21 protein-coding genes and 2 pseudogenes are annotated in these 23811 nt (G+C 64.2%); 12 read left to right on the top strand and 11 right to left on the bottom strand.

Annotated features, from left to right (window positions below; genetic code table 11):
* The first annotated feature begins 377 nt into the window (after positions 1–377).
* Positions 378–920: a CvpA family protein gene (locus tag ACFMO3_RS00115; protein ID WP_376788400.1), complete on the top strand. Its 543-nt coding sequence runs from the start codon at positions 378–380 to the stop codon at positions 918–920.
* Between the two features lie 112 nt (positions 921–1032).
* On the opposite strand, the gene coaBC is transcribed toward ACFMO3_RS00115, so the two are convergent.
* The 3 genes from coaBC to ACFMO3_RS00100 form a co-directional block, all read right to left on the bottom strand.
* Positions 1033–2259, bottom strand: a complete 1227-nt coding sequence (gene coaBC / locus ACFMO3_RS00110) for a bifunctional phosphopantothenoylcysteine decarboxylase/phosphopantothenate--cysteine ligase CoaBC (RefSeq protein ID WP_376788399.1) — start codon at positions 2257–2259, stop codon at positions 1033–1035.
* A 72-nt stretch (positions 2260–2331) separates the two neighbouring features.
* Positions 2332–2904, bottom strand: a complete 573-nt coding sequence (gene xpt / locus ACFMO3_RS00105) for a xanthine phosphoribosyltransferase (RefSeq protein WP_376788398.1) — start codon at positions 2902–2904, stop codon at positions 2332–2334.
* Between the two features lie 70 nt (positions 2905–2974).
* A complete protein-coding gene (locus tag ACFMO3_RS00100) occupies positions 2975–3406 on the bottom strand; it encodes a zinc ribbon domain-containing protein (protein ID WP_376788397.1) in 432 nt (143 codons plus the stop codon).
* A 357-nt stretch (positions 3407–3763) separates the two neighbouring features.
* Between ACFMO3_RS00100 and ACFMO3_RS00095 the strand changes: the two genes are divergently transcribed.
* The 5 genes from ACFMO3_RS00095 (at position 3764) to fabD (ending at position 8998) form a co-directional block, all read left to right on the top strand.
* Positions 3764–4468, top strand: coding sequence for a guanylate kinase (locus tag ACFMO3_RS00095; protein ID WP_376788396.1), 705 nt, complete (start codon positions 3764–3766; stop codon positions 4466–4468).
* Entirely contained in the window at positions 4465–5874 is a 1410-nt protein-coding gene (locus tag ACFMO3_RS00090) for a replication-associated recombination protein A (protein WP_376788395.1), read from the top strand. Before ACFMO3_RS00095 ends, ACFMO3_RS00090 begins: the two co-directional genes overlap by 4 nt.
* Before the next feature lie 65 nt (positions 5875–5939).
* Positions 5940–6701, top strand: a complete 762-nt coding sequence (locus ACFMO3_RS00085) for a ParA family protein (RefSeq protein WP_376788394.1) — start codon at positions 5940–5942, stop codon at positions 6699–6701.
* A gap of 408 nt (positions 6702–7109) precedes the next feature.
* Complete coding sequence (locus ACFMO3_RS00080; protein WP_376788393.1) at positions 7110–8054, top strand: hypothetical protein; 945 nt, start codon at positions 7110–7112, stop codon at positions 8052–8054.
* Positions 8051–8998 carry an ACP S-malonyltransferase gene (gene fabD / locus ACFMO3_RS00075; RefSeq protein WP_376788392.1) on the top strand — a complete coding sequence of 316 codons (948 nt, stop codon included), beginning with the start codon at positions 8051–8053 and terminating at the stop codon, positions 8996–8998. Before ACFMO3_RS00080 ends, fabD begins: the two co-directional genes overlap by 4 nt.
* Before the next feature lie 170 nt (positions 8999–9168).
* On the opposite strand, the gene ndk is transcribed toward fabD, so the two are convergent.
* Positions 9169–9621, bottom strand: coding sequence for a nucleoside-diphosphate kinase (gene ndk, locus ACFMO3_RS00070; protein WP_376788391.1), 453 nt, complete (start codon positions 9619–9621; stop codon positions 9169–9171).
* 212 nt (positions 9622–9833) lie between these two features.
* On the opposite strand from ndk, the gene ACFMO3_RS00065 reads away from it, so the two are divergent.
* The gene (locus tag ACFMO3_RS00065; RefSeq protein ID WP_376788390.1) at positions 9834–10814 is read left to right on the top strand and encodes a S1 RNA-binding domain-containing protein; all 981 of its coding nucleotides are present in this window, start codon (positions 9834–9836) and stop codon (positions 10812–10814) included.
* Between the two features lie 254 nt (positions 10815–11068).
* Positions 11069–11887 (top strand): ParB N-terminal domain-containing protein, encoded by an 819-nt coding sequence (locus tag ACFMO3_RS00060; protein WP_376788389.1) that lies wholly within the window; start codon positions 11069–11071, stop codon positions 11885–11887.
* A 22-nt stretch (positions 11888–11909) separates the two neighbouring features.
* On the opposite strand, the gene ACFMO3_RS00055 is transcribed toward ACFMO3_RS00060, so the two are convergent.
* Genes ACFMO3_RS00055 through ACFMO3_RS00045 form a run of 3 tightly spaced genes read right to left on the bottom strand, consistent with a single transcriptional unit; the run spans position 11910 to position 15042 of the window.
* Positions 11910–12833: an RluA family pseudouridine synthase gene (locus tag ACFMO3_RS00055; protein WP_376788388.1), complete on the bottom strand. Its 924-nt coding sequence runs from the start codon at positions 12831–12833 to the stop codon at positions 11910–11912.
* 8 nt (positions 12834–12841) lie between these two features.
* Complete coding sequence (locus ACFMO3_RS00050; protein ID WP_376788387.1) at positions 12842–14062, bottom strand: ATP-binding protein; 1221 nt, start codon at positions 14060–14062, stop codon at positions 12842–12844.
* Positions 14032–15042, bottom strand: a complete 1011-nt coding sequence (locus ACFMO3_RS00045; protein WP_376788386.1) for a TIGR03617 family F420-dependent LLM class oxidoreductase — start codon at positions 15040–15042, stop codon at positions 14032–14034. The genes ACFMO3_RS00050 and ACFMO3_RS00045 overlap by 31 nt, the downstream gene beginning before the upstream one ends.
* Before the next feature lie 200 nt (positions 15043–15242).
* On the opposite strand from ACFMO3_RS00045, the gene ACFMO3_RS00040 reads away from it, so the two are divergent.
* A complete protein-coding gene (locus tag ACFMO3_RS00040) occupies positions 15243–16283 on the top strand; it encodes a phosphatase PAP2 family protein (RefSeq protein ID WP_376788385.1) in 1041 nt (346 codons plus the stop codon).
* A 50-nt stretch (positions 16284–16333) separates the two neighbouring features.
* Here ACFMO3_RS00040 and ACFMO3_RS00035 read toward each other — a convergent pair whose 3' ends face one another.
* Both ACFMO3_RS00035 and ACFMO3_RS00030 read right to left on the bottom strand, forming a co-directional pair.
* The gene (locus tag ACFMO3_RS00035) at positions 16334–17374 is read right to left on the bottom strand and encodes a sensor histidine kinase (RefSeq protein ID WP_376788384.1); all 1041 of its coding nucleotides are present in this window, start codon (positions 17372–17374) and stop codon (positions 16334–16336) included.
* A complete protein-coding gene (locus tag ACFMO3_RS00030; RefSeq protein ID WP_376788383.1) occupies positions 17371–18045 on the bottom strand; it encodes a response regulator in 675 nt (224 codons plus the stop codon). The genes ACFMO3_RS00035 and ACFMO3_RS00030 overlap by 4 nt, the downstream gene beginning before the upstream one ends.
* 363 nt (positions 18046–18408) lie before the next feature.
* On the opposite strand from ACFMO3_RS00030, the gene yqeC reads away from it, so the two are divergent.
* Both yqeC and ACFMO3_RS00020 read left to right on the top strand, forming a co-directional pair.
* The gene (yqeC, locus tag ACFMO3_RS00025; protein ID WP_376788382.1) at positions 18409–19794 is read left to right on the top strand and encodes a selenium cofactor biosynthesis protein YqeC; all 1386 of its coding nucleotides are present in this window, start codon (positions 18409–18411) and stop codon (positions 19792–19794) included.
* A gap of 66 nt (positions 19795–19860) precedes the next feature.
* Positions 19861–20697: an HAD-IIA family hydrolase gene (locus ACFMO3_RS00020; protein ID WP_376788381.1), complete on the top strand. Its 837-nt coding sequence runs from the start codon at positions 19861–19863 to the stop codon at positions 20695–20697.
* 47 nt (positions 20698–20744) lie between these two features.
* On the opposite strand, the pseudogene ACFMO3_RS00015 reads toward ACFMO3_RS00020, so the two are convergent.
* A pseudogene (locus tag ACFMO3_RS00015) lies at positions 20745–20981 on the bottom strand (hypothetical protein); the annotation flags it as partial.
* Here ACFMO3_RS00015 and ACFMO3_RS00010 point away from each other — a divergent pair.
* Positions 20892–23441: a glycoside hydrolase family 2 protein gene (locus tag ACFMO3_RS00010; RefSeq protein WP_376788380.1), complete on the top strand. Its 2550-nt coding sequence runs from the start codon at positions 20892–20894 to the stop codon at positions 23439–23441. The pseudogene ACFMO3_RS00015 and the gene ACFMO3_RS00010 sit on opposite strands and share 90 nt — an antisense overlap.
* Before the next feature lie 80 nt (positions 23442–23521).
* On the opposite strand, the pseudogene ACFMO3_RS00005 reads toward ACFMO3_RS00010, so the two are convergent.
* A pseudogene (locus tag ACFMO3_RS00005) lies at positions 23522–23811 on the bottom strand (Uma2 family endonuclease); the annotation flags it as partial.

The raw sequence follows: 23811 nt of genomic DNA, 5'->3' as shown, positions 1-23811 counted from the left end.
AATGCCGTGAAAACAACCCCGGGACGGGGCGGCCCGCTTTCTCTGTTAAGTTTAACCCAGAATATCCCGCCTGGCGGTCCGTTGGCCTGGCCTTTCGCTTGGCCCATGATCCATTTGGATCCAGGCGAACCTGGATTCCGAAAGAGCGAATGGCCGCGCGCCGCAACCTGGAGAGAAGGGAATAGGGGAGCGCCCTCGGCGGCCTCCATCCCTGAAGGCGAAAATCCCTTATGAGATCAAGCCGGAGGGCACCGATCCCTTAACCGAACCCACCCTTTCGCTATAATGAAATCAAAGGGTGGCAAGGGGAGAACAGGGGCTGTTCCCCTCGCCTCTCAACCGCAACGGTCCGGATCCCCGAATCAGAGGAGGACCGGATGATCTTCGATCTGGTGCTGGTGCTTGGGGCGCTGATCAGCGGATGGATAGGAGGGCACAGAGGATTGGTCAAGCAGATCCTCAGCCTGGCCTCTGTTTATCTCGCCTTGGTGCTTGCCATCGGCCTTCAAGATCTCATGGTGACTGCCTTCGCCCGCGCCGTGGGTTTGATCACCGTAGAAACTTCCATATTCTTTTTTGTTACGATTTTCCTGATCGCCTACATCGGGCTGGAGCTTTTGAATTTCACTTTTTATCGGCAGATCCGCCTGGCGGCTCTGGGATTGATGGATTACCTGCTGGGGGGGATCGGCGGGCTCCTCTGGTGGCTGGTCCTGGTCGGAGCGGTTCTCACCATGATCTTCTACAGTCTCACCGTTCCATGGACGTGGCAGCTGGCTCCCCTTGCGGCGGCGATTCGCTCGGATTTCAGCGCCTCCATCACGCTTCCCACTTTAGCTATGTTATTCAAGAACTACGCCCTCATCCCCATCCGGCTGTTGATGCACCCTCTCCCCTCCATCCTGACCGGGTGGCCATGAGAAGGATGCGCACCCCCGCCCTGAATCCGGGAGACGGATTGGCTGATGGAGAGCCGAATGGGACGCGCGCAGCAGCCCTGATCGGCAGAATCTCCGGAGGATAGACCAGACGCTACCCTTTTCCCCGCAGGAGATCGACCACGCGATCTAGGATGGCCTCGGCGACGGCGGCCTTGCTCATCAGGGGCAGCGGCTCCACGTGTCCCCGCGCGTCGATGAGAGTGACCCGATTCGTCTCCACGGCAAACCCGGCCCCGGGCTCGGTGACGTCATTGGCGACGATGAGATCGAGCCCTTTGGCCTGCAGCTTTGCCCGCGCGTTCTCCAGCAGATCCCCCGTCTCGGCCGCGAAGCCCACCACCACCTGGGGCTTTCCCTGTTCCACCCGGCGGGCCGCCACGCCTTCCAGGATATCCACGGTGGCCACGAGCTCCAGGGCGAACGCGGCCCCCTTCTTGATCTTCAACGGCTGCGCCCGGGCTGGACGGTAATCGGCCACCGCTGCGGCCATCAGCAGGACGTCCGCTTCCCTGCATTCCTGCCAGACCGCCTCCGCCATCTCCGCAGCCGTTCCCACATCGATGCGCTGAGCCCCAACGGGGGTTTCTAACGCCACCGGGCCGGCGATCAGCACCACCTCCGCACCGCGATCCAGTGCGGCCTGGGCCAGGGCGAAGCCTTGCCTCCCTGAGGAGCGGTTCCCGATAAATCGAACCGGATCGATCGGTTCATAGGTGGGGCCAGCGGTCACCACCACCCGGCGGCCGGCCATGGGCCCCTTACGGCCGAGGATCCGGCGGATATGCCCGATCAGCTCAGCCGGCTCGATCATGCGGCCCCAGCCCTCCAGGCCGGAGGCCATCCGTCCATAGGCAGGGCCCACCACCTCGATCCCTCGTGCTCGAAGGCGTTCCACGTTTTCCTGGGTCACCGGGTTCGCCCACATCCCCCCATCCATGGCCGGGGCAATGAGGATCGGAGCTCGCGTGGATAGACACAGCGCGCTCAACAGATCGTCCGCCAGCCCGTGGGCCATCTTGGCGATAAAATCCGCCGTCGCAGGCGCGATGACCACCAGATCCGCTGCCTCCCCGAGAACCACGTGGGGGATCGCCGTCTCCGGCGTGGGCGTCCACAGATCGGTCCACACCGGTCGACCCGTGAGGGCGTGAAACGTGAGCGGGGCCACGAAGCGAGCGGCGGCAGCAGTCATCACGACATCCACCTGGGCCCCCGCTTGAGTCAGCTTGCTAGCCAGGTCCGCCACTTTATACGCTGCGATGCCGCCCGTGACCCCGAGAATCACCCGCCGCTGTTGGAAAACCGGGATTGCTTCCACACCCCTGCGCTCCCAGAAAGAATGGGCAAGCTGGGATGCGCCCCAGATCATCCATTCATAACGAAGGCGCCCCTATTCCTCCAGCAGGATCTGATCCCCCTCTACGCCGCTCACCACGGCTAGGGACTCGATGGGTACGCCCAGCGCTTGCAGCCGATCCCGACCTCCCTCAAAGCGCTTTTCGATGACCGCTCCGATCCCGACCACCTGCGCGCCGGCCGCCTGAGCCAGCCGGGCCAGGGCCAAGATCGTAGCCCCCGTCGCCAGAAAGTCGTCCACAATCAGCACGCGATCCCCGGGCCGGAGGTAATCCGCAGCCACCAGCAGCGTCACATCGCCCCCCTTGGTGTGCGAAGGCGCGGTCGCGAAGAACACATCCTCCCCCATTGTGAGGGGCTTATGCTTGCGGGCAAAGACCAATGGGACCCCGAGGGCATACGCGGTCATCAGGGCCGGCCCAATGCCGGAGATCTCCGCGGTCAACACTTTGGTGGGATGGCGGGGGCGAAAACGCCGGGCGAGCTCCTGGCCACAGGCCGCGATCAAGGCCGGATCGATCTGATGATTCAGGAAGGCATCCACTTTAATGATGCCGTTCCCCAAATGGCGGCCGTAACGACGGATGGCCTCTCGCAGGGCTTCCACCGAGTCCCTCCTCTTCGCATTAAGGCTTTCCCGCAAACCCTCTAAAAAGCCCCTGCATTCCGCGCAATCCTCAATCCTCCGTTTCCAGGTCGGCTTCGCCCTCCTCTCCTCCTTCCCCCTCCCCTCCCTCGCCGGCGAGCTCGGGGATCGCCTTCTCGATCTCCTCCGGTGTCTGGCCTGCCTCCAGGCGCTCGATCACTTCTTCGAACTCCGGCCCCAGATCCCCCAGCTCTTCGCCCAGCTCCTGGGTCATCCGGCGCATCCAGCGGCCAATGGAGCGCGGGTCCTTCTCATCCACATCCCCGATCCAATCCGCATCCGCCAGGGATTCCAGGCGGGATTCCTCCGAGCGGAGCACCCGCACCCGGGAAATCAACCGGACCAGATCGCGACTGCCACAGTAGGTGCAGGCGACCTGGCTGTGATCCACCTCGGAGAAGGTGCGGAAGAACGCCGTAACCCGACGACGACATTGCCGGCACCGATACTCATAGATGGGCATCCTCTCCCCCCTCCGTTTCCCGGATTCGCTCTCCATTATATCCAGAGAGTGCTCCTACAGGAGCCTCGAGGAGTTCCGCCGGTAGAGCTCAGAACACGGGGAGTCGCTTGAATGAGCGGGCGAGCAGAGGGGTAAATTCCGTGCGGGAGGAACTCCATGGCAACGAAAATCGGAGGTCCCGGATCCCCTGCCGCTTCCTCCCACTCACGGGTAAAATGAGAAACCAGGGAACTCCCGGCCATCCGGGGTCGGGCGGGCCTTCCGATCTATTGCCCGTTCTTCCCCCTGGCCCCTATAGAGCGCCAAAACCCAGCTGCGCGCGTCCCGAACAGACTACCTTCGAGCTCCTGGAGCCCGATGAGCGACCGGAAAGGTTCCCAGACGCCCGAGTGGATTCCTGTAAAGGAGCCCTCCACGCTGGAGGGACTGGCTCAGCGTCCGGCCCGGCCCCTGGTGGTGGTGATCTCGGGGCCCTCCGGAGCCGGGAAGGATTCCCTCATCCGGCGGATGAAGGAATTGAACGTTCCATTCCACTTTGTGGTCACCGCCACTTCCCGTCCCCCTCGCCCGGATGAGGTCGATGGCGTGGATTATCATTTCCTCTCCCGGGAACAGTTTGAAGCAAGCATTCGGGCCGGGGAGTTCCTGGAATATGCGATCGTTTATGGAGATTATAAAGGGATCCCCCGCTGGGAGATTGAAAATGCCCTGGCCAGCGGGAAGGACGTCATCCTGCGCGTGGATGTGCAGGGGGCGGCCACGCTCCGTCGCCTGATCCCAGAAGCAGTGTTCATTTTCGTCATCCCTGCCTCCCGGGAAGAGCTGATCGAGCGCCTCCGGGCCCGCGGCACCGAAACCACCGAATCGATCGCCCGGAGGCTCCAGGCCGTGGAGGAAGAGCTGAAACACTGGTCCGAGTTCGATTATGTAGTCGTGAATCGGGATCAACGGCTGGACGAGGCGGTGAACGATATCCTGGCGATCATCCGGGCAGAGCATTGCCGGGTGCATCCCCGACAGGTGGATCGGGACTTTTCAGCTCGAGACCCGGAAGGCGAATGAAAGGACATCCCGCGGAGATGGCCGGAAAGAAGGATCTTTTCTCCTATAGCCAGGCGGAAGCGGTTCGGCGGGAAGCCCCCCTGGCCGCGCGCCTGCGCCCTCGACGCCTCGAAGAATTCGTGGGCCAGGCTCATCTGATTGGGCCCGGCGCCCCCCTTCGACGCCTCATCGAAGAAGGAAAGCTGCTGAACTCCATGATCTTCTGGGGTCCGCCGGGCACCGGCAAAACCACCCTGGCTCTGCTGATCGCCCAGGCAGCCCGGGCCCATGTGGAGACTCTGAGTGCGGTCACCGCCGGCCTCCCGGACCTCCGCCGGGTGATTCAGGAGGCGCAGGATCGCCGCCGTCTCTATCTTCAGCGAACCATCCTCATTGTCGATGAGCTGCATCGCTTTACCCGGGTGCAACAGGATGCCCTGTTGCCTTACGTGGAAGACGGCACGGTGGTCTTCATCGGCATCACCACCGAGAACCCCTACTTCACCATCGTCCCCGCCTTGGTCTCCCGTTCCCGAGTCTTCACCTTTCAGCCTCTGACAGAAGACGAGATCCTTCAGCTGCTTCGACGCGCGCTCTCGGATCCGGAGAACGGTTACGGGGGGCAGCCGATCGAAGTCCCTGAAGAGGTTCTTCAATTCTGGGCTCGCCTGAGCGAAGGGGACGCCCGCAGCGCCCTGAACGCGCTGGAGCTGGCCGTCAGCGTGACCTCCCCCGATCCGGATGGGATGATCCGCATCACCATGGAGATCGCCCAGGCCGTTGTCCAGCGGCGGGCACTGGCTTACGATCGGGAAGCCCATTACGATACGATCAGCGCCTTCATCAAGTCGATCCGGGGAAGCGATCCCGATGCCGCCCTGCTCTGGCTGGCGAAAATGGTGGAAGCGGGAGAGGATCCCCGGTTCATCATGCGGCGTCTGTTGATCCTGGCGGCGGAAGATGTGGGACTGGCGGATCCCATGGCGATTGTGGTGACCGCCGCATGCGCTCAGGCTGTGGAGTGGGTGGGGATGCCTGAGGCGGCCTATCCTCTGGCTGAGGCCACGCTGTATCTGGCCACTGCCCCCAAGAGCAACCGCACGGGGGCCTTTTTCCAGGCTCTGGAATTCCTTCGCGCTCACGGAGCCGGTGAGGTCCCCGCCCACCTGAAGGACGCCAGTCGCGATGCCGAGGCCCTGGGCCATGGCCGGGGCTATCAATATCCGCATGTCTTTCCGGGGCACTTCGTCCGACAATCCTACTGGCCCGTCGGGCTCCCCCGCGTTCGCTTTTACGCGCCATCCGACCAGGGTTACGAACGGGAGATCGCGGAGCGGCTCCGCCGCTGGTGGGGAGATCGTATGGAGGGATCTGAAGGCCCTGGATCTCCGATGCCGGAAGGTGAAAGGGGCGAGGCCTCTTCCTGATTCCGGACCAACGACATGATTCTTGATCCGCTCGCATCGGCCCGCAGAGCCGAAGGCAGGTCCACGTGGCTCGAACCATTGCCGTAGTCAGCCAGAAAGGGGGGACGGGCAAAACCACGACGGTGGTTCATCTCGGCGTCGCGCTGGCGGAGCGCGGCGCATCCACCCTGTTGGTGGATCTTGACCCCCAGGCGGCGTTAACGGCGGCTTTCGGGTTGAACGAGGATCTCTCGCCAACCGTCGAGGCCTCGCTGATGAAAGGCATCCCCATCACCCAGGTGATCCGGAACCTGCGGCCGGGTCTGGAGATCGCCCCCGCCTCGTTTCAGCTGAACCAGGCGGAGCTGATCCTGCACCAGCGCCCGCGCTGGCCTTACCGGCTTCGAGAGGCCCTTCGACCGGTTCATGGACACTATGCCTACATCCTGATCGACGCGCCGCCCGGATTGGGCCCCCTCACGGTGAACGCCCTCGTCGCCGCCGATGCCTTCCTGATCCCCATCCGGCCGGATTATCTCTCCCTGCGCAGCCTGAAAGGGCTGCTGATCGCCGTCGGGCGGTTGCGCCAGCAATTGGGGCTTTCCATCGAGCTCATGGGCATCCTGCCCACCATGGTGCAGCTCCACCTTCGCCATCATCGGGACGTGCTCGCGGAGCTGACAGCCGCCTTCGGGAAAAAAGTGTTTCAGGTCTTCATCCCTCAAAGCATCCGGTTCGCTGAGGCTCCGGTCGCCGGGCAGAGCCTTCTGGATTACATGGCCAATCACCCCGGGGCCCAGGCCTATCGGCGACTGGCTGCGCTGATCGAGGAGGCCAGTGGCAGGTAAAGAGATCCCATGTCCCTCTTCAGAGCTCATAGTTGAAGAAAAGCCCGCCTGCCTGACTTTGGAATTCAGGATCTCATGATGGGCAAGCGAGGAAAGCCCGAGATCTCCATTCGCGGCCGAGGTCGAACGCTCTTCGCCGGGCTTACCGAATGGGTAGAGCCCATAGATCCTCCTGCGCGGAATCCGAAGACGCCGGTTTCCGCGCAGGAGCCGCGTTCGGGAGAATCCCTCTCCACCCCTTCCTCCAGGGGATCGCTAGAAGGCGGGGAGGAGAGCCCGGAAACCCTCGCTCCCTCTCCTCCATTCCGCCGTCCCCCTGAACCGTCCCGTGCTCCCACCGATGCCGTCTCCTGGCCTCCGTCGGAGGACGATAACGGTTTCCGGTTTCTCGCCCTGGAGGCCACGCGCGTGGCCTCGGCCCGCCTTGAGATCCCGAACTGGGCCCCTCCGCCCGACTGGCGCTGGGAGCCCACGGCCACGCCCGCGGAGACGGTCGACGTGGACCCCCGGGCGCCGATGCGGGCCCTGCGCATTCCCGGATTGCTGATGCCCGAGGCCCTTCACCCGATGGTGGGCTCGTCGGAAGCGATGGCCGCAACCCCTGCCGAAGGAGCACAACCGATGGAACAAGCCCCCACCCCCCCGGCCTTCCCTGAAAAACCACGGGCGACTCACCCCCGCGGGGTGGATGAAGCCCACGTCCGTCAACTCCATGCGCGGATCGATGAGCTTTACCGCCGCATCGCCAGCGGGGCAATCCCCGATCCGGGAACCGCGGAGCAGGCGCTGACGTGGCTGAAACAGGCCCGAGAGGCATTGCTCTCCCCCGACGGCTACGATGAGGCGGAATACTACTACAGCCTCGCCCAGACCCGCTACGCCATCGCCCGCCGGCTCTGGCGCTGGTCCTATACCTACGGGCTCTTTGTCTTCCTCTGGGGCATCGCCTGGCTGGGGCTTTATCTCTGGGCGCTGACGGAGGGCCGAGGCTACAGCGCCCGGGTGGTCCCTCCGGGCTACGAAGGGATCTGGGAGCCCATCATGTGGGGCGGCCTGGGCGGAGTATGCGGCATCTTCTACAGCCTCTACTGGCATGTGGCCATTCAGCGAGATTTCGATCGCCAGTACGTGATGTGGTATCTCGTCCAGCCGCTCCTCGGGAGCATGATCGGCATGATCATCTATATGATCATCACCGTGGGCTTCCTCACCATCCAGGGGACGTCCACGCCGGCCAATCCGCTCTTTATGTATCTGCTGGCTTTCATTGCCGGCTTCCGGCAACGGTTCTTCCTGGAGCTCATCGATCGCATTGTCCAGACCTTCACTCCGAACCCCAGGAGCAAGGCATGAACGGGCACCTCGCTTTTGTTTTCCCAGGACAGGGCTCGCAATATGTAGGGATGGGCCGGGCCCTTTACGAGGCCTTTTCTGAAGCCCGCCAGGTGTTCGAGGAAGCGGATGCCCGGCTGGGCTACGCCATCTCTCGCCTGTGCTTCGAGGGGCCGGAGCCACAGCTGAACGACACCTTTTACACCCAGCCGGCCATCCTCACGGTCTCCATCGCGGCCTGGCAGGCCTGGCAGGCCCGGGGAGGACCCGCGCCTGATTTCGTGGCTGGCCACAGCCTGGGAGAATTCACCGCTCTGGTGGTCGCGGGCGCCCTTTCTTTTCTGGACGCCTTGGGCCTGGTGCAGGAGCGGGGACGCCTAATGAGGTGGGCGGGGGAGCAACATCCGGGGGCTATGGCCGCCGTGCTGGGGATGGAGCGGGCCGCTCTAGAGGCGATCTGCGCCGAGGCCAGCCGGGAAACCGGTGAAGCGGTCGTCGTGGCCAATGACAACTGCCCGGGCCAGCTGGTGATCTCCGGCGGGAAGGCTGCAGTGACACGGGCGAGCGAGCTCGCCCGAAGCCGCGGGGCCAAACGGGTCGTCCCGCTGGCAGTTAGCATCGCCGCCCATTCCCCATGGATGGCCCCCGCGGTGGAGCCCTTCCGGGCCGCGTTAAAGGCCACGCCCTTTCACCGGCCCCGCATCCCGGTAATCAGCAACGTGCAGGCCCGCCCGCTCCAAGGCGATCCGGAAGACCTGCGGGCGGAGCTGGCCCAGCAGCTGACCGCCCCGGTCCGATGGACGGAGAGCGTGCAGTGGATGATCGAGAACGGCGTCCGGACCTTTGTGGAATTCGGCCCCCGGGATGTGTTAAGCGGGTTGATCCGCCGGATCGCTCCGGAAGCTCGCACGCTGCGAGTGGAGGACCCCGAGACCCTGGAGCAAGCCTTGCGAGCGCTGGCCTGAGCCCTCGGATGGAGATCGACACACCTTTGGCACACCCGCTCACACCGGGAGCTCGAGAGAGGGAGAGGGCTCTACGGTCTTTCCAATCGGAGCCCATCAGGAACCCCAGCAAGCCACCAGGGAAGAGAAAGGTAATCGAATGCGGGGCACCAAAGGCGCCCCGCATTCGATTAACTGTCCATAATCCATCGATCCACGTCCCGCGGATAGGAGAGGATCTCATCCTCCCGGAAGAATAGCGCGATCTCGAACGCCGCCGTCTCCGGACCGTCCGATCCGTGAACCAGATTGCGTCCGATGGTGAGGCCGAAGTCCGCCCGGATCGTCCCGGGCTCCGCCTTCACCGGATCGGTCGCGCCCATGGTCTTGCGCACCACCTCGATCGCCTGGGGGCCCTCCACAACCATTGCCACCACCGGGCCGGAGGTGATGTAACGCACCAGGCTCTCATAAAAAGGCTTGCCCTGATGGATCGCATAATGGCGCGCGGCCAGCTCGGGGGAGATCTGCAACATCTTCATGGCCACGATCTTCAACCCACGGCGCTCCAGCCGGGAGATGATCTCTCCAACCAGCCCCCGCTGAATCCCATCCGGCTTGATCAGGACCAGCGTCCGCTCCACGATCTAACCTCCTGGCTAAGATTCACAAGGATGAAATTATAGCGCCCCAAAAAGAGGGGAGAAAATAGTGGTGAATTCGCTCAGGGCTCAGGCGGCTGGCTGCGCCCGCCTATCGTTTGCCAGCCTGTCCGCTCCGACGTAAAATTGTGAAAGAAAGCACGGATCGCGCGTATGATCCTCCCAGATCACTCGCAAGGAGGGGGTAAGCCGCCATGGAAACGCGCCCTGGGATCCTGGAACAGCAAGAGGAGGCCGAGAGCTCTGTCAAGGTTCCCCTTCGATCTCTTCGTCCGAAAATGCAGGTGGAAGGAGTCGTCATCGCGATCACCCCGGCAGGTGCCTTCGTTGACATCGGCTCCGAGATCCCTGGTTTCATCCACCTTTCCCAGCTCAGCCCACAACCCATCCTCCGGGTATCCGATGTGCTGAAGCCCGGCGATCGCGTGACGGTCTGGGTGAAGCAGGTCAACCGCAAGAAAAACCTGTTGAGCCTCACGATGATCCGCCCGGCGACGTATGGCTGGGGGCAACTGAAGCCGGGTCGGGAGTTCACCGGCCGGATCACGCGGGTGGAGCCGGGCGGCGTGTATGTGGATATCGACGCGCCGGTGGAAGGGTTCGTTCCGGCTTCTCAGATCCGCCGGGAGGGCCGGGTGGATCCCACCGGGTTGTTCCAGGTAGGCGACGAGGTGAAAGTCTGGGTGATCAGCGCCAGCCGCCGCGAGCGCCGGCTGCGCCTGACCATGATCCCGCCACCTTCTGTGAAGTGGGAAGATCTGAAGGTCGGCGAGCTGATCCGGGGCAAGGTCACCCGGGTGGAGAAATTCGGAGCCTTCGTGGATATCGGGGCAGAGCGGGATGCCCTGATTCATATCAGCGAGTTCGGGGTGCGCAACCTGAAGGATCCTTCCGAGGTGCTCCAGGAGGGTCAGGAAATCGAAGCCCGCATTATCCTGGTGGACCCCGAGAAAAAGCAGATCCGCCTCAGCCTCCGGGGGCTCCTCCCTATCAAAGAAGTGGAACCCGAACCCTCGATCCAGAAAGCGGTTCCCCCGCGATCCGCCCCTGCCCCTGAGGCCGAGCCCATCGAGGAGGAGCTTACGGTGATGGCCTATGCCCTGAAGCGGGCACTGGAGGAAGCTCGGGCCCGCGGCCGCCCGATCCCGCCTCTGGAATCGTTATCTGCGAATTAATCCCAGCCCAGGTTCATCAAGCGGCCAGCGCCCTGTGCTACCGGGATGAGCCCGTTGGATTGCAAGCGAGCGATAGGACACCGCTCCCTCTTCGTGCGGCGAAACCATGCGAAGAGGGGGCGGTTGGTTCCGTCGCAAGCTCCACCCAAAGCCACATCATGAGGGCTACCCTGAACCCCAGGCGCAGGCCCCGCGATCCCTTCGAAATCGAAATGGGTCAGGAAAGGATGGGAACACTACATCCCAGGGAACGAATGCCCGTCTTGCGGTTTGTCCCAGTGGAAGACCTGATCCCCCATGAGCAGGCAGATCAGGTGCGAACAGCCCCCCTGGTTCATCGGCTGCAGACCGAAGGGATCCTGAAGAACCCTCCGGTGGTGGCGCCGATCCCCGGTGATCCCCGCTATGTGGTGCTCGATGGGGCCAACCGGGTGGAGGCCGCCCGGCGTCTAAGGCTCCCCCATCTGGTTGTGCAGGTGGTGGATTATGAGGACCCCCGCCTGAGGGTCGAAGCCTGGACCCATGTGATCAGCGGCGAGAGCCCGGAGAGCTTTTTCACCACCCTCCACAAAATAGAGGGAATTACCTTGGAGCCCTCCGAATATCTGCATGCCCGGGCGGAGCTGGCCCGCCGTCAAGCCCTGGCCTATCTGATCTGCCCCCGGGGGGATATCTATCTGGTTCGGGCGGAAGGGGATCTCTACCGTCGGACCGATCTGCTAAACCGCCTGGTGGATATCTATAAATCCCGTTTCCGGTTCTATCGGACCACCACCGATCAGCTGGAGCAGATCCTGCCTGATTACGAGCAGGTGATCGCAGTGGTGGTCTTCCCGCGCTATGAACCAGCAGAGATCATCGAGCTGGCCCGTAATGGGGCGCGGCTCCCCGCTGGCATCACCCGCCACATCATCCCCTACCGGGCCCTACGCATCAATATCCCGCTGGAGATCCTGGCCGCTCCCCTCTCCCTGGAAGAGAAAAACGCATGGCTGATGGAATGGCTCCGCCGTAAACTGGCCGCGCGGGAGATCCGTGTCTACGAGGAGAGTGTCGTTATCTTCGATGAGTGAAAAAGCATCGCGGAAGCGTCGCCTATCCGCGGGGGGACATCTCCTCCAAAACGCGCAGGACCTCCTGTAGATCGGACGGTAACGGAGCCTCAAAGGTGATCGGTTCAGGGCGGGAGGGCAGGTGCACAGTGATCGTCCGGGCGTGGAGGAACAACCGAGGGCATGGCAATGGCGTTCGCCGCCCATAGATCGGATCGCCCACAATTGGATACCCGACATACGCCAGATGCACCCGAATCTGATGCGTGCGCCCGGTCTCCGGATAGACCTCCAGCCGCGCATAGCGTCCCCACCGCCCCTCATAGGTTTTCAACACCTGATACCGGGTGCGGGCGGGGCGACCCGTAGGGACCACCCCCATCCGCTTGCGGTAACGGGGGTCCCGGGCGATCGGTGCTTCGATCATCCCTTCCGGAGGCGGATGCCCGATCACCAGCGCCTCATAGACTTTACGCACCGTGCGTGCCTTGAACTGCGCCTGCAGGAAGTGATAGGCTCGCTCATTCTTGGCGACCAGCAACACCCCCGACGTCTCCTTATCCAGGCGATGCACCAGCCCCGGGCGCAGGACCCCACCTACTCCCTCCAGATCCGGACAGTGAGCCAGAATGGCATGGATCAGGGTGCCCCTCGTGTGCCCTGCCCCAGGATGCACCACCATCCCTGCGGGCTTGTGGATGACCAGCACGTCCTGATCCTCATACAGGATATCCAGCGGGATGGGCTCCGGGATCAGGTTGACCGGTTCCGGAGGGGGGATCTGAACGGTGATCTGATCCCCCCGACGGATCCGATGGGCCGGCCGCAGGACCGGTGCTCCATTGACCCATACCCGTCCGCTTTCGATCAACCGCTGGGCCGCAGAGCGGGTGAGCTCGGGCAAGCGTGTGGCGATGGCGCGATCCAGACGATCGCTGGCCTCTGCGATAAACGTCTCCACCCGCATGGGCGGTTCTACCCCGCTTTACGCCGCCGGCTGGATCGACGGTGTCGGTTATGAATGACGTCCAGGATCTCCTGGTCCTCCTTCTCCTGTCGAGCGATGAAGGCGGCGATGAAGGCGCTGCGACGCTGGCGGAGCGCCATCGGGGCGACTGCCTGCAGATCCTCCAGGGTCACTACTTCCCGACCATCGGCAGCGGCATAGGCTCGCGCCGCCTCCAGCAGGGCCACCTCCGCCCGGCTGGATTCAATGCCCAGCCGGTGGATCCAGCGGATCGCCTCCTGCTCCAGCTCCGGGGGAATGGTCACCCGGGGCAGTCGCTGGCGGGCCTCCATGATCTCCACGGCCGCCGCCGCGGTCTCATGCGCCCATTGCGCCGCCAGCGCATAGGGATTGGTTCGAAAGAGTCGCACCCGACGGTAAACTTCCAGCCGGTCCTGAGGATTGCTCAGGCCGCGCACCACCACCCGCAGCCCGAAGCGATCGTGAATCTGGGGCCGCAATGCGCCCTCCTCCGGATTCATAGAGGCAATCAGGATCAAGCGGGCGCGATAGGTCGCCATTAGCGGACCCCGCCGCACGGTATACCGGCCCAGCGCCGCCGCGTCCAGGATCGCATTTGCGATCTCGGGGTCCAGCAGGTTCACCTCATCCACATAGAGCACATTCTGATCCGCCTGGGCCAGAAGCCCGTGCCGGATCCTCACTTTGCCTTCCATCGCCGCCTGCTCGTCAATCCCTCCGATCACATCCTCCAGACGCGCGTTCAGGGGAAGCTCGATCAGGCGCATGCGATCCGGAGCCGTAAGGGGTTCCCCCTGGCCCAGTTTGCGGGCGCAATCCTGACAAACCGCATGGAAGCCCAGGGTGTAGGCCGCCTCCGGCTCGCAACCATAGGGGCAGAGCGAACGCTCAACCGGTGGAAGCAGATCCAGCAATCCCCGAACCGCGGTGGTTTTGCCGGTCCCCCGAGCGCCCATCAACAGCACGCCCCCGATGGCCGGGTTGATCAGGGCCAGCACCAGGGCGAGCTTCATCTCGGTCTGGCCCACGATGGCTAGGAAAGGAAAACGAACAGCTTCCTCCGCGGGCCGGTCAATCGGAGGGCGCGCGCGAAGAACCCGGGCTGCGGGGCTCTGTTCCTCCAGCAACCGGAGCAGCATCGAGGTCCGTCGAGGGGTCTCCAGCGGGGCCTCCGCGCTCAACAACGTGCGCTCAGGATCCTCTCCCATAGATCCCGATCCTGCAACTGGAAAGGTCGATACAGGATAACCCGATCCAGCAGGCCTTCGTAAACGGCCTGCAGGCGCTCCCATACGGCTTCGGGCGGGGCAGTAATGGCAAAGGTCTCCAGGATATCCTCTGAAATCCGAGAGGGCATCTCCTCCCAGCGACCCCGCGCCGCGAGGGCGGAAAGCTCCTCCCCGATCGCCTCCCATCCATGCAGCGACCACACCCGACGGTAAGAGGGCGTGGAGCCGTAGAAGGCGACTTGGGCGCGGACGAATTCCCGCATCTCCCGCATCTCCGTCTCATTCCGGCCAGTGATCACAAACACACTGCCGACGATCGTAAGATCCTTCCGACTCCGACCCGCCTTCCGCGCCCCCGCTTCGATGGCTGGCAGCAGGACCTCCCGCAGGTAACGCGGGGTGTGGAAGGGATGGACGAAGAACCCATCCCCCACTTCCCCCGCCAAACGGGCCAGCGGCGGGTTCACCCCGGCCAGCACGATGGGGATGCAGGGATCCGGGATCGGCCCGGGGTCGAAGAAGGGCGACATCAGGGTCAGTTTAAAGAACCGGCCCCGGTAGTTCAGGCGGTTCCCCAGCTGCCAGCACGCCCAGACTGCGCGGATCGCCTCAATGGTCTCCCGAAGTTTGGGAACGGGGGGATCCCATGGCATGCCAAAGCGACGTTCGATATGCGCCTTCACCTGAGTGCCCAGGCCGAGGATCACCCGACCGGGGGCGGCCGCCGCCAGATCCCACGCGGTGTAGGCGATGACCGTAGGACTGCGGGCGAAGGCGATAGCCACGCCCGTCCCCAGGGTGATCTGACGGGTGTGCTCCGCCGCCAGGGCGAGGGGAAGAAATGGATCATGGCGGGTCTCATGGGTCCAGATCCCATTGAATCCCAGCGCCTCGGCCTCACGGGCCAGCGCGGGGACCTCCAGCAGCCGGTCGAACTGGAGATTGGCATCGAGACGCATGGTGGGGCTCCGCTCAGGGCCTTACGTTTCCCAATTTTATAATGAGATGGGGTTTTGCCCACGGATATTCCGGCTCTGGAAGCCCCTCTGGGGATCGGAAATCATCCCATCGCCTTTTCATCCGTCCGCCTTGGTCTCCCGATCGAATGGGAGGACAATCCCAGCCGGATCCACCAAGGGATTTTCGGGAGCGGCAAGGGATGCGCGCCTACCTTCCCGGATATCTGGTGATCGGTTACACGGGGGCGGCGTGGGCCGCCGCCCTGGGGGTGATCCTCCTGCGCTGGGGCCAGATCTCTGCTTCCCGGCCGTTTCGAATTGCCGGGGTTCTGCTCCTCCTGGGAAGCGGGATCGGGTTCTTCGCCGGGGTGCCGGAGATCTGGACCCCCGGACCAGCGGGCACGGAGCTCAGCGCGATGGCCGGGCTTGCCATCTTGGGGGCATGGGCCGTCTTCCGGGCCTGGCAGATGTTTGCCCCCTCCCTTCCCGGCGGAACGAGAACCCACTGGACAGGGACGCCTCCCCTCTTCCCTTCATTCCGAGAAACCGGCTCGGGTGGCGCCGGCGTCATCCTCTCCCCGGCAAAGACAGGGGATCCGGGAAGGCAGACCGGAGCTCGCTGGATCCGGTGGGGCATGGGGATCGCCGCGATCCTCGCCATCTGGCGCTGGGATGTCCCGTTATTTTTCGCGATCAACCGGTATGCCGGGCGGACACCCGGGATAGACCTACTGGCGCGTTTGCTGATCAACGACTATGCCGTGCCCACCGCACTGGCAATGCTGGCCTGGGCAATGTGGCTGACGGGAGATCCGAAGCGCCAGGCGGCCGTCCTGCGGGCCATTCTGACCGTTCCTCTCAGCGGTCTGATCATGGAGGCGATGAATGCCCTTTATTTCCGCCCCCGTCCCTTCACCGACCATGAGGTGAACCTGCTGTTTTACCACCCCTCTGATTCTTCATTCCCCAGCAACGCCGCCACAGTGGCCTGGGCGATCGCCGTATCCCTGGGGACCGGCGACGCGAAAATCAGGTGGGTGGGGATGCTACTGGCGGCGGGGATCAGCTGGGCCCGGGTTTACGGTGGGGTGCATTACCCGCTGGACGTGATCGCGGGAGCGCTGCTGGGCGCTGGGCTGAGCCTGGGGGTTACCCACGGACTGCAGGAATGGAGCATCCGCATCGCACGCCAGATCGGCCGACATCTGTCGCTCCCTGAACGCCGGGGGGATTCGCCGTAACGCCAGGGATCGTTTCGTTCCCGGAATGGCGCGCCAGGTCTCTCCAACGGTCAGACCGACGAGGGCAGGAAAACCGTCACCCGCGTCCCCTTTCCAGGGGCGCTGGTGATGGAGAGCTGCCCTCCCAGCATCTCCACCCATTGACGGATAGACGTCAAGCCGATGGTCTTGCGCCGCGGAGCGTTCGCCAGCGCCTCCTCCACATCAAAGCCCACGCCGTTGTCTTCCACCTCCAGGCGAACTCCTTGGGGCTGGAAGGCCAAACGGACCGCGACCTGGGAGGCCTGGGCATGGAGGCGTACGTTCGTGAGGAGCTCCTGCACAATGCGGAAGAGCACGGCCTCCTGGTGAGCCGCCAGCCGGCGTTCCTCCCCGCTGATCTGCAGGCTGAGAGAGAACTTCACCTTGTCCTTCAGAGCCTCCACATAGCGCCGCACGGTGGGGACCAGACCCAAATCATCCAGGCTCATCGGGCGGATGTCGAACAGGAACTCCCGCATGCGCTGGAAGGTCTCGACGACGGCGCTTTTCAGGGCGGCGAGCTCCGCCTTCGCCCGCTCCGGGTCCCGCTGGAAGAGCCGCTCGCAGATCTCCGCTTGCAACACCAGATTGGTCAGCGCCTGGGCGGGCCCATCATGGAGCTGGCGGACTAGCCGCTGGCGTTCCTGCTCCTGGGCCTCAAAGAGACGGACGATCAGGCTGGATTCCACGTTGGGATGGGAGGTCACCCTCTCTTCCTGAACGGTGGCCAGCAGAGAAAGGATGCGATCCAGGGTTTCCCGATAACGCTGAAGCTGGGCCTCCAGGCTCTGAAATTTCTCCAGCTGTCCTCGCATCAACCATAGCCGCTTCTGAACATCCATGGCGGATTGATAGACCTCGATGAGCTCCGCCGGCGAGATGCTCTCCGGGCGGCTTTCCATCTGCTTGATCTGATTCGTCAGATGCAGGCTGCGCTGGGCCAGCCGCTCAACATCCGTGGAGGTCTGTCGGATCAACGCTTGCAGCTCCGACAGCTGTCGCTGGACCGCCTCCTGCTCCTCGCGGCAGTAATTCGCCAGATCCTGCAGAGATGAGATCGGATCGGTCACGGCTTTTCCTCCGGGAGGATGGACTCTTCCGGCAAGCGCACCCATCCACGGCGGATCGCCAGGATCGCCACCTGGGTGCGATCGCTCAAATCCAGTTTACGCAGGATCGCCGTCATGTGGTTCTTAACGGTCTGCTGACTGATCCCCAGTCGCTCCGCGATCGCCTTGTTGCTGTATCCCAGGGCGACATACTGAAGGATCTCCCGCTCCCGTGGAGAGAGCACGTGCTCCTCCACGGCCTCGGCCGCACCTACGATCTGCTGCGCCTCAGCAGCGCTCACCACTTGTGAGCCCAGGATACAGCGTCCGGAGAGCACATGGCGGATGTTCTGGAGAAGCCGATCGGGAGGTGTATCTTTGGAGCAGTAACCGTTGGCGCCAATGCGGATGGCATAGCGCATCTGCTCCTCGCTGTCATAAGCGGTCAGAACGAGGATGGCACCCTCAAACCCATGGGATCGGGCCTGCCGGATCACATCCAGGCCATTGAGGCCCGGCAGATGGACGTCCATCAGCACCAGATGGGGGTTCAACCTCAGGATCATATCCAGGGCGGTCTGTCCATCCGAGGCCTCGCCGATCACCTGAAGGCCAGGCTCCAGGACCAGTGTATCCCGCACACCCTTGCGAAATAGCGGATGGTCATCCACAATCAGCACCCGAACCGTCATCGCCGCACCTCCTGATCGCTCCCCCCGCAGCCCGCCAGGACGCCGTCTCCCATTCCCGATCACCCTGCGCGTTCTCATTCGGGGCGGATGCGGCTGGCCTTCGATAGGGAAGGCCAGATCGGCCTTCTCTACGACTCAGAGGGCCGCGGGGATGGGGAGAAAAAGATCCCTTGGAGATTCGGAGCCATCCCCCGGGCCTTCGGGAGGAAGTCCACGGTCCTAATTTTTAAAGTAAAATTGCAGATTCGACAAACCGAGATTCCCGGGGCAAACCGGATCCATTCCGACGCGGGGCCTGAGCCCGGCTCAGGGAGGAAACGCAGGGGCCTCTCGGGCCCTCCAAAGTCTTCGGGAGTCGCCTCCATGCGCTTCGACACACCCTTTCCCCTGTATGAGGCCATGGGACTGGTCCCAGGATCGGTGATCGCCTTCATTGGAGCGGGCGGAAAGACGACAACCGCCTGGCGGCTGCTCCACGAGCTCGGGCAGCCTGGAGCTCCAGCGGTGTGGACCACGACGACGCACATCGTCGAGCCGATCCTTCCGGAGGGAACAGGGTTGCTGCTCACCGAGGACCCCATCCCCGGGCTGCTCCAGCCCCTCCTCCAGCGGCTCCCCCGCTGGGTCCTCAGCGCCCGGCGGGCCGAGGCACTGCCGGAGCCCCCAGATGAGCCTTACCCGGCCCATCCGTGGAAACTGAAGGGGCTGCCGCCGGAACAGCTGGACCGTCTGATCCCGAGGATGCCAGAGGCCTCGTGGCTGATCGAGGCCGATGGCGCGCGCCGCATGCTTCTGAAATGGCCTGCTGCCCATGAGCCCGCCCTGCCCGAGGAGATCGACGCGGTGGTCGTAGTGGCCAGCCTGGAAGCCCTGGGGCGCCCGATCGGCGCCGTGACGCACCGCGCTGAGCAGGCGATCGCTCATTTGGGGGGCGACCTGAACGATCCGGTCACCCCTGAATGGATCGCCGCTTTGATCCGACATCCCCAGGGCGGGCAAAAAGGGATCCCACTGGGGGCGCGCCGCCTCCTGCTGCTCACCCGGGAGCGAACCTGGGATCCTCAGGCTTTCGAAGCGGTGTGCGCAGCGCTGGGCCCTTCCTCCTTCGAATGCATTGTGTCGCTGGTGGATGGCGAGCCGGTGGCCCGGGTGGGTTCCCTCCACCCCCCGGTAGCGGGGATTGTGCTGGCCGCCGGTGAGGGGCGGCGGTTTGGCAAGCCCAAGGCCATGGCCGAGTGGCACGGCCGCCCATTGGTGCGCCATGTGGTCGCGCTGGCCCAACGCGCCGGGCTGGATCCCGTGATCGTGGTGGTCGGAGCCCAGGCGACCCAGGTGCGGAAGGCCCTGATCGGTCTGCCGGTGCGCATCGTGGAGAACCCCGCATGGCCGGAGGGGATGAGCCGTTCCATCCAAGCCGGCCTGCAGGCCCTTCCCGCGGAGGTGGAAGCGTTCGTGCTCCTTCAGGTGGACCAGCCTATGGTGCGCCCGCGCTGGCTGCGCCAGCTGGTCGAGATCCACCGGGCGACTGCCCGGCCGTTGGTCGTCGGCATCGTGGACGGAGATCCGCGCCCGCCGGCGCTGTTCGCCCGACCGCTGTTCCCCGCGCTGCGGGAGCTCCGGGGGGATCAGGGCGGGCGTCCGCTGATCCAGGCGCTTCCCGAAGCTGTCGCACGGGTCCCGGTGCCAGATCCCACGTGGGTGATGGATTTCGACACTCCAGAGGCCTATCAGCAGCTATCCGAGTTATGAGAGCATGCAGCCCATCGCCTGCACCTGGAAAGCTGTCTCATTTCTCTCATGGGGAGCGATCCACCCATGGAAGCACTTCGTCCCCTTCGTCATCTGATCATCGATATGGACGGCGTGCTGTGGCGGGGGCAGCGGCCCATGGAAGGCCTCGCGGATTTCTTCGCTTTCCTACGACGCCACGAGATCCGCTTCGTCCTGGCCACGAACAACGCCAGCCGCTCCCGGATGGATTACGTGGAGCAGCTCGCCCGTTTCGGGGTGACCGTGCGCCCCGAGGAGGTGTTACCCTCCTGCGACGCCACTGCCTTCTACCTTCAGCAGATCGCCCCGGCCGGCGCCCGCGTGCTGGTCGTCGGGGAGCAAGCCCTTCGCGCCGCCCTGAGCGAGGCGGGATTTCAGGTGATCGACGCGGAGGACGTGGATTTCGTCGTGGTCGGCCTGGATTGGGGCCTCACGTATGCCAAGCTGGCCCGAGCCGCCCGGGCGATCTGGAACGGTGCCCGCTTCATCGGGACCAACCCGGATCCGGTGTGGCCGGGAGAAGACGGCCTGTATCCGGGCAACGGGGCGACCCTGGCCTTCCTGGAACGGGCCACTGGCATCTCGCCGATCGTGGTCGGCAAGCCGGAACCGCTGATGTTCCGGATCGCGATGCAGCGGATGGGCGCTGTTCCGGAAACCACTGCGGTGATCGGTGATCAGCTGCCCACGGACATCCTGGGAGGGAAGCGAGCCGGCCTGCGTACCATCCTGGTGCTTTCCGGGGCCACTACCCCATCGATGTTGGCCGAAAGCCCGGTGCAGCCGGACATGGTCTTCGCCGATATCCGGGCGCTCACTGCGGCCTGGGAAACGGCCCTCGCCGCGCCCGATCCAAAGGGATGCCCCCAAAGCCTGAGGTGAATCCCATGGGCTAGCCATCGGAGACGACAGATCAGCTGCCCAAAATCCTTATCCTCGGCAAGAAGGAGACGGCCCTTGGAGAAGGCGCGGATCAGAACCTCGTCATCTGTGGCTCCACGCAGGGTTTCCGCAACATAGAGGATATCTAGATCGTCAGCAGTGAAGGCAACCCATTCGGAACATGCCCGCCGACCATGCGCCGACAGATCCTCTCTGGAACCTGGTGGTTTCGCCCGGTAGGGGGAGCGGAATGGCTGCCGGGGCGGGTGCCCGGCAGCGTCCATCTGGATCTACTCTCCATGGGCCGGATCCCGGATCCCTTCCTGGGCAATCACCTCTCCCACGTCTCCTGGGTCGCCGAGACGGATTGGGAATACCGTTGCGACTTCCAGCCCGACGAGGCTCTCGCCCTCTGCGAGCGGGTGGAGCTGGTTTGCGCCGGCCTGGATACCCTGGCTGAGATCTTCCTCAACGGGGAACGCCTGGGCGAGACCCGCAACATGTTCCGCTCGTATCGCTGGGAGATCCGGGCACTTCTCCGGCCCGGCATGAACACGCTGATGATTCGCCTGCGCTCGCCCCTGACCTTCGTCCACATGCAGCATCGCCGTCGCCCGCTCCCCGGTCTCGGGTATCCCGGGGTTGCCCATCTGCGCAAGGCGCCTGCTCACTTCGGATGGGACTGGGGACCGGAGCTCCCCACCCTGGGGATCTGGCAGGCGGTCGCCCTGGAGGGTTTCTCCATCGCCCGCATCGAGAATCTGCACATCCGCCAGCGCCATGGCGGCGGGCATGTGACCCTCATCCTGCGAGCCTGCGTGGAGCGATGGCAGGATCTCCCCCTCTCCCTCCGGATCACCCTGGTGGACCCGGAAGGCAATGTGTCCCGCTGGGAGTTCCCCATGCGAGAGGAGGCTCTCACCGTGGAAATCCCTATCGCGCACCCTCTCCTGTGGTGGCCCAGTGGGCTGGGAGCGCAGCCCCTCTATTGGCTAAAAGCCGGATTATGGGCCGGGGATCGCCTCCTGGACCTCCGGCGCGAGATCCTCGGGCTGCGCACCTTGGACCTTTTCCGAGAGCAGGACCGCTGGGGGGAGTCCTTTATCTTCGTGATTAACAACCTCCCTATCTGGGCTAAGGGGGCCAATCTGGTCCCTCCGGACGCCCGGAGCCCATGGGTGGAAGAGGAAACGCTGGCCCATCTGGTCCGGAGCGCCGCCGCGGCCGGAATGAACATGCTGCGGGTCTGGGGCGGCGGGGGCTATGGGGATAAGCGATTTTATGCGCTGTGCGATCGCCACGGGATCCTGGTCTGGCAGGACTTTCCCTTCGCCTGCATGCTCTATCCCCTGGATGAGCCAGGGTTCCTGGAGGAAGTTCGAGCGGAGGTGCGGGAGAACGTCCGGCGCCTGCGACACCATCCTTCTCTGGCCCTTTGGTGCGGCAACAACGAGATCGAGATGCTCTGGCCGCTCTGGCGCTGGCAATGGAAAGGACGCCCGAAGGCGCTGGCTCACCTCGCCGCGATCCACGAGCGCTTCTTCTACGAGCTGCTTCCCGAATGGGTGCGCGCGGAGGATCCTGATCGCCCCTACTGGCCGGGCTCCCCCTCTTCCGGCATCTTCCGGGAGGCGGTCAATAGGGACCAGCAGGGGGATACCCATCTCTGGTACGTCTGGCATGGCCGGGCGCCCACAGCTGCCTATCGCGCCCGCATCCCTCGCTTCGTCAGCGAGTTCGGCGTGCAATCCCTTCCCCCGCCCCGCACACTGGTCGCTTTCGGTCCGCCGGGCGAGTGGGATCTGCGGCGGCCGGCTCTCCGTCGCCGGCAGCGTTCCCCAAACGGCAATGAGCGGCTGCTGGACTACCTGATGGAGCGCTTTCGGATCCCGAGGGATTTCCAGGATCTAGCCTGGCTGACCCAGGTGGCCCAGGCGGAAGCGATCGGTCAGGCAGTGGAACACTGGCGCCGTCATCGGGAGCGGTGCGGCGGCGCCCTTTACTGGCAGCTCAATGATGCCTGGCCTGCTATCTCATGGTCCGGCATGGACGTTTACGGCCGCTGGAAGGCCCTGCATTACGCTGCCCGCCGCTTCTTCGCTCCCATCGCCCTTTCCCTGAACGTCCAGGGTGCGCGGGTGGAGCTTTTCCTCCTCAACGACACCACCCATCCCTGGCGAGGTCCGATCCGCTGGTCCCTGGAAACTTTCTTCGGGGAGGTTCTCGATGCTGGGGAAGAGATGGTGGAGGCACCACCCCTGCGGGTCACTCTGGTGAGGACCGTGGAGGCAGGTCCTTTCCTCCGCCGGTATGGGCGGGTGCTGGCCTTCGTAGCGGAGATGTGGGAAGATGCCCGGCTGCAGGCGCTCCGGGTCGCCCTGTTCGCGCCGGAGAAGGATCTCACCTTCCCGGATCCCGGCCTCGCCGTCGAGGTGAGCGAGCGCGGGGGCGAGCTGGAGATCCTTCTGCAAGCCCGGGCCTTGGCCCGTTTCGTCACCCTGGAGCTGCCTGGCGCGGATGTGATCTTCAGCGATAACTTCTTCGATCTCCCGGCCCGGCGCACCATCTCCATCCGGGCGCCCATCCCGCCCGGTTGGACCCCCGGGATTTGCCGTCGGGCGCTGCGCGTGCGCACCCTGGCGGATCTCTCTCCCGGCCCACGGTGGCGGGATCGCTGGCTCCGCCTCCAAAGGCGGCTCTCCCTGCGCGCCCTCGTGGAACGACTCCTCTATCTCTTCCTGTGACGATCTGCCCAGGCCGTCCAATGGGAGCACAGATGGGCGCCTCTTTGCGGAGGCGCTGTCTGCGGATTGCAGATCGGGACCTACGCGAAGATGGATCCCAGCTCCAGGACAAAGCCCGGAAGCTCCGGATCCAGGGACACCGCCTCCACCCCTTCATACCGCTCCACCCGCCCATAGGGATCTATCAACACCCCCATCTTCTCCCGCAACTCCCCCACCCCCCGCCACATCGACCGCACCTCAAACACTACCTCCGGACACAACGGCCCAAACCCCTCCCGCTCCTCCGGGCGCAGCGCCTCCCACGAAGCCTCCGGGGAAAACAACGAGCCGTCCGGAAGCCGAAAACCCGTCGAGGAATCAAACTCCA

This window comes from Thermoflexus sp., assembly GCF_042408815.1.
Taxonomy (GTDB): Bacteria; Chloroflexota; Anaerolineae; order Thermoflexales; family Thermoflexaceae; genus Thermoflexus.
This window is presented reverse-complemented; position numbering and strand designations above follow the sequence as displayed.